7 protein-coding genes and 1 tRNA gene are annotated in these 6,432 nt (G+C 65.6%); 6 read left to right on the top strand and 2 right to left on the bottom strand.

The features are described 5' to 3' along the window. Positions 1-75: 75 nt before the first annotated feature. The gene (gene mutL, locus ABEI27_RS10705; RefSeq protein WP_375799397.1) at positions 76-1,767 is read left to right on the top strand and encodes a DNA mismatch repair endonuclease MutL; all 1,692 of its coding nucleotides are present in this window, start codon (positions 76-78) and stop codon (positions 1,765-1,767) included. 141 nt (positions 1,768-1,908) lie between these two features. Beyond that, entirely contained in the window at positions 1,909-3,111 is a 1,203-nt protein-coding gene (locus tag ABEI27_RS10700; protein WP_375799396.1) for a nitrate/nitrite transporter, read from the top strand. A 24-nt stretch (positions 3,112-3,135) separates the two neighbouring features. On the opposite strand, the gene ABEI27_RS10695 is transcribed toward ABEI27_RS10700, so the two are convergent. Next, positions 3,136-3,615: a hypothetical protein gene (locus ABEI27_RS10695; protein ID WP_375799395.1), complete on the bottom strand. Its 480-nt coding sequence runs from the start codon at positions 3,613-3,615 to the stop codon at positions 3,136-3,138. Between the two features lie 237 nt (positions 3,616-3,852). Between ABEI27_RS10695 and pyrF the strand changes: the two genes are divergently transcribed. After that, positions 3,853-4,713, top strand: a complete 861-nt coding sequence (gene pyrF / locus ABEI27_RS10690; RefSeq protein ID WP_375799394.1) for an orotidine-5'-phosphate decarboxylase — start codon at positions 3,853-3,855, stop codon at positions 4,711-4,713. Between the two features lie 21 nt (positions 4,714-4,734). Here the strand turns inward: pyrF and ABEI27_RS10685 are convergent, their stop codons facing one another. Continuing rightward, a complete protein-coding gene (locus ABEI27_RS10685; RefSeq protein WP_375799393.1) occupies positions 4,735-4,923 on the bottom strand; it encodes a zinc finger HIT domain-containing protein in 189 nt (62 codons plus the stop codon). Between the two features lie 95 nt (positions 4,924-5,018). Between ABEI27_RS10685 and ABEI27_RS10680 the strand changes: the two genes are divergently transcribed. From ABEI27_RS10680 to ABEI27_RS10670, 3 genes are all read left to right on the top strand, one after another. Continuing rightward, the gene (locus tag ABEI27_RS10680) at positions 5,019-5,270 is read left to right on the top strand and encodes a glutaredoxin family protein (protein ID WP_375799392.1); all 252 of its coding nucleotides are present in this window, start codon (positions 5,019-5,021) and stop codon (positions 5,268-5,270) included. Then, positions 5,267-5,800, top strand: coding sequence for a cob(I)yrinic acid a,c-diamide adenosyltransferase (locus ABEI27_RS10675; protein ID WP_375799391.1), 534 nt, complete (start codon positions 5,267-5,269; stop codon positions 5,798-5,800). The genes ABEI27_RS10680 and ABEI27_RS10675 overlap by 4 nt, the downstream gene beginning before the upstream one ends. Positions 5,801-5,860: 60 nt before the next feature. Beyond that, positions 5,861-5,935, top strand: a tRNA-Val gene (locus tag ABEI27_RS10670). Positions 5,936-6,432: the final 497 nt, after the last annotated feature.

Here is a 6,432-nt window from a genome sequence, read left to right as displayed (position 1 = left end):
TGCGCGAACTCGACGTTGCGCGGACGACGCCGCTCGAAGCGCTCAACACGCTCGAACGTTTACGCCGGCAACTAGATGAGTGAAGAGCGTTCTGACGCGGCGGTGCCCAGCGACGCCGTCCAGCGACTGAGCGAGGAGACGGTCGCCAGCGTCGCCGCCGGGGAGGTGATCACTCGGCCGGCCGACGTCGTCGTCGAACTGCTCGAAAACGCCCTCGACGCGGGTGCGTCCCGGGTCGTCGTCGCTGTCGCCGGCGACGGTACCGAACGGCTCCGCGTTCGCGACGACGGGCAGGGGATGAGCCGCTCTGACGCCGAACTCGCGGTCGAGCGGCACACGACGAGCAAACTCCGCGCGGACACGGAACTCTCCGCCGTCGAGACACTCGGCTTTCGCGGCGAGGCGCTACCGAGCATCGCCACTGCGGCGACGCTGGAAGTGGTGACGAACGACGGTGGCCCACGCGGGACCCGCGTCGTCGCGGCCGGCGGTCCGGGCGCAGACGACGTGGAGGCGGTCGGGCGCGGGTGCGGGACCACAGTCACCGTGCAAGACCTCTTCGAATCGACGCCGGCGCGCCGGGAGTCGCTTGCCGCCTCACGTACCGAGTTCGCCCGCGTGAGCGACGCTGTCTCGCGCTACGCCTTAGTCCACCCCGACGTCGCCATCACGCTGACTCACGACGGGTCAGAGGTGCTCTCGACATCGGGCACGGGCGAGTTCGACGACGCACTGCTCGGGGTGTACGATCGTGAGATGGCGGCCCAATCGACGACAATCGACGCCGCGAGTACGGTCTCCGGTGTCGAGATTGGCGTCCGCGGCGTCCTCGTGCATCCATCGACTACCCGCGCTCGCCAGGACCACGTCTACGTCGCTGTCGGCGACCGACCGGTACAGAACGCCCGACTTCGTCGGGCCGTCGTCGCGGGATACGGTGACCTCCTGCCCGACGACCGCGCCCCGATCGCGGTCGTCTCGCTCTCGCTTCCGGATGCGTGGGCCGATCACAACGTCCATCCGCGGAAGCGGGAAGTGCGACTCCGCGACGCCGACTCCGTCGTGTCGGCGATCGAATCGACCCTTCGGGATGCGCTCTCGACCGCCGACGTGCGTCATACCGAGTCGCTCTCGATGGACCTCGACGCGTCGCTGGAGCCACTCGACGAGGGGAATTCGGACTTCAGCGACGTGCAAGTGATCGGACAGTTCCGTGACCTCTACTTGCTCTGTGAACGCGGCTCCGAACTCCTCGTAGTCGACCAGCACGCGGCGCACGAGCGGGTGAACTACGAGCGGCTCCGAACGGCTGTCGGAGGCGACGTCCCGACTATGGCCGTCGATCCGCCAGCGCGCGTTCGCCTGACACCGGCGCAGTCGGCGGCGGTCGAATCCCATCGCGACGCCCTCGCGGCAGTGGGCTACGACGTCGATCAGTTCGGCGCGACGTCTGTGCGCGTTCACTCGGTCCCCGCTCCGCTGGGACGAACGGCCACCCCCGAGACCGTCCGCGATGCGATCGATGCGCTTCGTCACGGTGAGACGCCCGACGACGGCCGTGAGGACCTCCTCAAAGACCTCGCGTGTGATCCCTCGCTGAAGGCGGGCACGGAACTAAGCGACGAAGCGGCCGATAAACTCGTCGAACGGCTCGGGTTATGTGAGAACCCATACGCGTGTCCGCACGGCCGGCCGACGGTCCTCACACTCGACGAAGCGGCGTTCGTCCGCGGATTTGATCGGCGCGGAACGCGGATGGACCGGTGACTGCTGCCGTATCGGCCTCCCGTTGAGGTCGAATTGCTCCCCGCCGAGACGTGATCCGGTAACGATTTGACGCCGTCGTGTGCAGCGTCGGCTGATGAGTTTCGGTCGGAGCGTCGTCATCAGCCTGATCGGTGGCCCGAGATGAGTTTCGCCGCCTCGGTCGCCGGGGAGGCCCGTGCCCTCGTCAGCGGTGGGAAAGGCCGGTCACTCGCGCCGATCGCGGGCACCTGGGGGGTGCTCCTCGGGACGCGAATGATCTACCCTGTGCTGCTGCCGTACTTCCGCGAGTCGTACGGCCTCAGCCTCACCGTCGCCGGACTCCTGGTGACGATTCTATGGCTCGGGTCCGCGCTTGGGCAACTCCCCGGCGGCATCCTCGCCGACCGCCACAGCGAGCGTTCGATGATGGTGACCGGCGCGCTCGTCGTTGCATTCGCGGTCGGAATGCTGGTCGTCTCGTCGACGGCGCTGGCGCTGTTTGCGGCCACGGCGCTGATTGGCGTCGGACAGTCGCTCTATCCGATTGCGCGGATCACGATGCTCGCCGACATCTACCCAGACCGGATCGGGAGCGCGCTCGGCGCGACGATGGCCACGGGCGACCTCGGACAGACCGTCTTTCCGCCCATTGCGAGCGTCCTCGCGGCAGCGATTGCTTGGCAGGCGGGCATCGGGTTCGTCGTGCCGCTCCTCCTCGTCGGCGCGGTCGCGCTCTGGGCGGCACTCCCCGCTCAGGCCGACGCCGAGGGAGGAATCGACGCGCTCTCGCTGGACACTGCCAGGCACGTCATAGCCGAACTCAGCCGCGAGAACGTCGTGTTCATCGCGTTCATCCTCTTTCTGTACATTCTCATCTGGCAGGCCTTCACGGGTCTGTATCCGACGTACCTCGTCGAGGAGAAAGGGCTGGCCTCGTCGACGGCGTCGCTACTGTTCAGCCTCTTTTTCGCGGTTGGCGTCGTAATCAAGCCGGTCGCCGGCGCGACGTACGATCGCGTCGGGCTCCGCCGGTCGCTTGTGGCGGTCCTCTCCGGACCGGTCGTCGGGTTCGCCGTCCTGCCGCTCGTCGAGGGAGTCGCGGCCCTCATCGCCGTCACTGTCGTCGTGAGTCCGATGCTGGGTTCGGGTGCGATCACGCAGTCGTACTTCTCGGACGCGTTCTCCGAAGAGATCCGCGGGACCGGCCTCGGCGTCATCCGCACCGTGACTGCGACGCTCGGTGCGGCGGGCCCCGTGTTGTTCGGGCTGCTGGCCGACCGGGGCTACTTCGACGAGGGCTACTGGCTGCTTAGTGGCGTAGTACTCGTCGTCGTGCTGCTGACGCTTCGGCTACCGTCCGACTGACTGCTCGACGCGGCTGACCGCGACTTACCACTCTTTACAGTCGGCGCACACCGGGTCGCCTTGCTCCGTGCCGACCCACAGCCGTCCGACGACTGCCGCACAGCGTGGGCACTCGACACCCTCCGGTTCCCAGCGGTAGGTCGCCGTTGCCGGTTCCACGTCGCTTGGGTGAATAGATTTTACTCCCTCGTCGGCTCCGGCCCCCTCCGACTCGGTTCCATCTGCCACGCGTTCGTCAGGTCCGGTCTCGTCGGCTACGCTTTCGTCGGCCTCGACTTCTTCGACAACGTCTCCTTTCGTTTCGGCCTCTGTAGTCTCCTCGGCAACGCTCTCGTCGGACACAGCCTCGTCAGTCGTCGTCTGACTGTCCGTGTCGTCGTCGGTGCCACCACGGCCCGTCGACCCGTCGGCGTCGTCGGACCCGGATTCGTCGTCGTCCGCCGTCCCCCCATCGTCGGCACTGAAGAACTCCTCGAGCGAATGGTCCCGACCCTCTGGACTCATACTCGTGTCCAGCCACGGCGCGGACTTAGCGCTGGTGACTCCGCGCGTGCGGCGCTCAATGGCGAACAGCCGGCACGTGACCGCGACTGCGCCCACGCCGACGTGCCGGGCACCCGCTGTCCGACGTGGGACCGTCTCTACGTCACGAGGGTGCTGGCCCCGGTATCGTATATAAACACTCGCCCGGCGTTTCGGCCGAATGGAAACGTACTCGGTCCCCGGCCGACAGGTCCAGGTATGACCGCGCCGTTCTTCGAGCGCCTGGCAGACCGGATCGAGCGGGTCGACAGCGTCGTCTCCGTCGGACTGGACGCCGACCGCTCGCGACTGCCCGATCACCTCGCCGAAAAGGACCTCCCGCGGTGGGCGTTCAACCGCCGCATCATCGATGCGACGCACGAACACGCCGCCTGCTACAAGCCGAACGCGGCGTTCTACGAGGACGCCGACGGGTGGCGATCTCTCCGCGAGACGATTGCGTACGCACACGGCAAAGACGTCCCCGTGCTCCTCGATGCGAAGCGCGCTGATATCGGCAATACCACACGACAGTACGCCCAACTGCTTGACGAGGTCGACGCCATCACCGTGAATCCGTATATGGGCCGCGACTCGTTGCAGCCGTTTCTGGACCGCGAACGTAAGGGCGTCTTCGTGCTCTGTCGCACCTCCAACCCGGGCGGCGCGGACCTGCAGGACCTCGAACTCGACTCCGGGGAAGCGGTCTACGAACGAGTCGCTGCGCTCGCCGATCTGTGGAACGAACACGGGAACGTCGGACTGGTCGTTGGCGCGACCGCGCCGGACGAACTGGAGTCGATCCGCGAGCAGGTTCCGAACCTCCCGTTTCTTGTGCCCGGCATCGGCGCTCAAGGCGGCGACGCCGAGGCGGCCGTTGCGCACGGACTGGCCGAGTTAGCCGAGCGGGACACATCGGTCGACGGGACGTCGTCCGGGGTCGGCGTCGGACTCGTCAACTCGTCGCGCGGAATCATTTTCGCCGGAGAAGACCAGGGCGAGGCGTTCGCGAAGGCCGCCGGAAACGCGGCCCGACGGCTGAAGCGGCGGCTGAATCAGTACCGAAACGGCGACGCGTGAGGGAGCGAGAGACTGTCCGACTCACTGGAACTCCGGAACGTCCTCGGTGCCCTCGGCGAACACGTCGTCGCGGCCCTCGGGGTCGGCGCAGTGGACGCAGACGCCGCGGTCCTGATCGAAGTGTACGGAACAGACGGCGGCCCCGCAGCGGTGACACACGTACTCGGCCTCGCGCTGTTCGCACACCTGACAGACGCCAGTCACGCTCATATCGCAGCGTTGCGGGCGCGCACACTTGAGTCGCGGGGACGCACCGCCCGTCTTAGACGAGCAACGCTCTTTGTCCCCGCGACCGATGAACGGATATGGGCATCACGCTGTACGCGCTCGATGGCTGTCCGTACTGCGAGGCAGTTCACGACGCGCTGCGCGATCACGACGTCGAGTACGAGACCGAGTGGGTCGAGGGACTGCACTCCGAACGCGACGAGGTCAAGCGCGTGAGCGGCCAGCGCGCGGTCCCCGTCCTCATCGACGAGGCGCGTGGCGTCACGATGAACGAGAGCGAAAACATTCTCCAGTACGTCGAACAGACGCTGGCGGACGAAGGCCGATGAAGATCTACACCGGCCGCGGCGACGAGGGGATGACGGATCTCCGGGATATGTCCCGGGTCTCGAAGACGAGTCCCCGGATCGAAGCCTACGGCACTGTCGACGAGGCGAACGCCCTGATCGGCACCGCCCGACCCACGGGATACGACGACATCGACGAGACACTCCAGGACGTTCAGAATCACCTCCACATCGTCCAGGCGGACTTCGCGAACCCGACGCCCGAGGACGACGACCCCGTCGTGAATACGGCCCACGTCGACGAACTCGAGGACGCGATCGACGAGGCCGAGGAGGAACTCGATCCGCTCGAGTCTTTCATCCTTCCCGGAGGGAGCGACGCTGGGGCGACGCTGCACCACGCGCGAGCGGTCGTCCGACGGGCCGAGCGCCGTGCGGTCGACCTGGCGGCCGACAATCCGGTGAACGGCGAAGCGATCCGGTATCTGAATCGTCTCTCGGACGCACTGTTCGTTCTGGCCCGACTCGTCAACGCCCGTGAGGATGTTCCCGAGGAGTCACCGACGTACTGAGCGCCGAAAGACGGTGAAGAAGAACGCTTAAGTCCGGCCACGGGATATCATCGATGCGCGGGGTCGGTGGTCTAGTCCGGTTATGACGGCTCCTTCACACGGAGCAGGCCGGCGGTTCGAATCCGCCCCGACCCATCAGCCGACCGACGCCTCCTGAAGTACCCAAAACCACCAGACGGCGGTGGGCCTTTATATACCAGCAGTCGGAATCCCTCAAACGAATCCACCCGGTCGGCTGGCCCGGGTAGCCGCTGTGTGGCGATTAGAATGAAGTAGTCCAAGCACATTAACGTTTGCCCAAAACGGCAAGAACGGCAAGCGCCCCCACATCTGTTCAGCCAATTATTCAAGCCTCCGACCCCACTTACCTCACTTCGTTCGGTAATTACCGCACACAGCCACGCTACCGGCCATATTCGGAACCCGGTGTGAGATTACTACGCCGGATCTCACTTACTATACGTTTCGCCCCCACAGCGTATGGCGATCGCCGAGATTTGACCTTCCGGCAATATTAACCTATCGCTCAGAAAATAAGATTCCCTGAATACGGCTGATCGCTGGTTCGATTTCGTCTAAACTACGCAGTCCTTGAATACCAAATCGACCTGTGGAAAATAGTAAGAAAGTGA

The sequence above is a fragment of the Halobellus sp. genome, from assembly GCF_042218505.1.
In the GTDB taxonomy this organism is placed as follows: domain Archaea; phylum Halobacteriota; class Halobacteria; order Halobacteriales; family Haloferacaceae; genus Haloquadratum.
Note: the sequence above shows the minus strand (reverse complement) of the source record. Positions and strands in the feature narration are given on the sequence as shown.

Excerpts from the sequence above, each read along its gene's own strand:
- ABEI27_RS10675 (WP_375799391.1), top strand. The coding sequence starts at position 5,267 with ATGAAGATCTACACCGGCCGCGGCGACGAGGGGATGACGGATCTCCGG.
- ABEI27_RS10695 (WP_375799395.1), bottom strand. The coding sequence starts at position 3,615 with ATGAGTCCAGAGGGTCGGGACCATTCGCTCGAGGAGTTCTTCAGTGCC.
- ABEI27_RS10685 (WP_375799393.1), bottom strand. The coding sequence starts at position 4,923 with ATGAGCGTGACTGGCGTCTGTCAGGTGTGCGAACAGCGCGAGGCCGAG.
- ABEI27_RS10700 (WP_375799396.1), top strand. The coding sequence starts at position 1,909 with ATGAGTTTCGCCGCCTCGGTCGCCGGGGAGGCCCGTGCCCTCGTCAGC.
- ABEI27_RS10680 (WP_375799392.1), top strand. The coding sequence starts at position 5,019 with ATGGGCATCACGCTGTACGCGCTCGATGGCTGTCCGTACTGCGAGGCA.
- mutL (WP_375799397.1), top strand. The coding sequence starts at position 76 with ATGAGTGAAGAGCGTTCTGACGCGGCGGTGCCCAGCGACGCCGTCCAG.
- pyrF (WP_375799394.1), top strand. The coding sequence starts at position 3,853 with ATGACCGCGCCGTTCTTCGAGCGCCTGGCAGACCGGATCGAGCGGGTC.